The sequence below is a fragment of the Pauljensenia sp. UMB9872 genome, from assembly GCF_030212665.1.
Lineage (GTDB): Bacteria > Actinomycetota > Actinomycetes > Actinomycetales > Actinomycetaceae > Pauljensenia > Pauljensenia turicensis_B.
Genome location: NZ_JASOER010000043.1, coordinates 1 through 508, shown reverse-complemented (window position 1 = coordinate 508; position 508 = coordinate 1). Strand labels below are relative to the sequence as shown.

1 protein-coding gene is annotated in these 508 nt (G+C 53.0%); it reads right to left on the bottom strand.

Translation table 11 applies throughout. The annotated features are described in order from the left end of the window. Positions 1-452 (bottom strand): transposase (locus QP109_RS09220; RefSeq protein WP_285024437.1); only part of this gene is annotated, 452 nt, incomplete at its 3' end. Between the last annotated feature and the right edge of the window lie 56 nt (positions 453-508).

Below are 508 nucleotides of genomic sequence, written 5' to 3'. Positions count from 1 at the left end.
AGGTGGTGTTGGATATCGCGCAGTGTCATCCCGCCGGCGTACAACGAGATAATCATGTCATCAAGTTCAGTAAGCCTGCGAGCACCTTTAGGCACCATCTGCGGGCGAAACGTACCAGCACGATCCCTGGGCACGGTTACTTCCACCGCGCCATAAGCAGAACCAACAGTTTTGGTATACGACCCATTACGGTAGTTCGCCCCACTGGCAGAGTCCATCTGGGCTTTGCCTTTCCGATCAGAATGCTCATAGCCCAAATGAGCATCCATCTCTGCCTGTAAACCAGCGTTAATCGAGGCCTGCAACAAGCCCTTGACCAAATCGCTGGCATCATCAGTCGAGGCCGACAGCTCGCTGATCAAGCTGGCAAGCTCAGGATTTTCCATCAGCTTTGCGCTGATCTCGTTGACCCTCGCCGGGTCATGGTTCTTCTTCGGTGACACCTTAGTCATTATCAGTGAAACTCCTTCTAGATCAGAGCCTCACACACAAAAACCCTGACACCCTC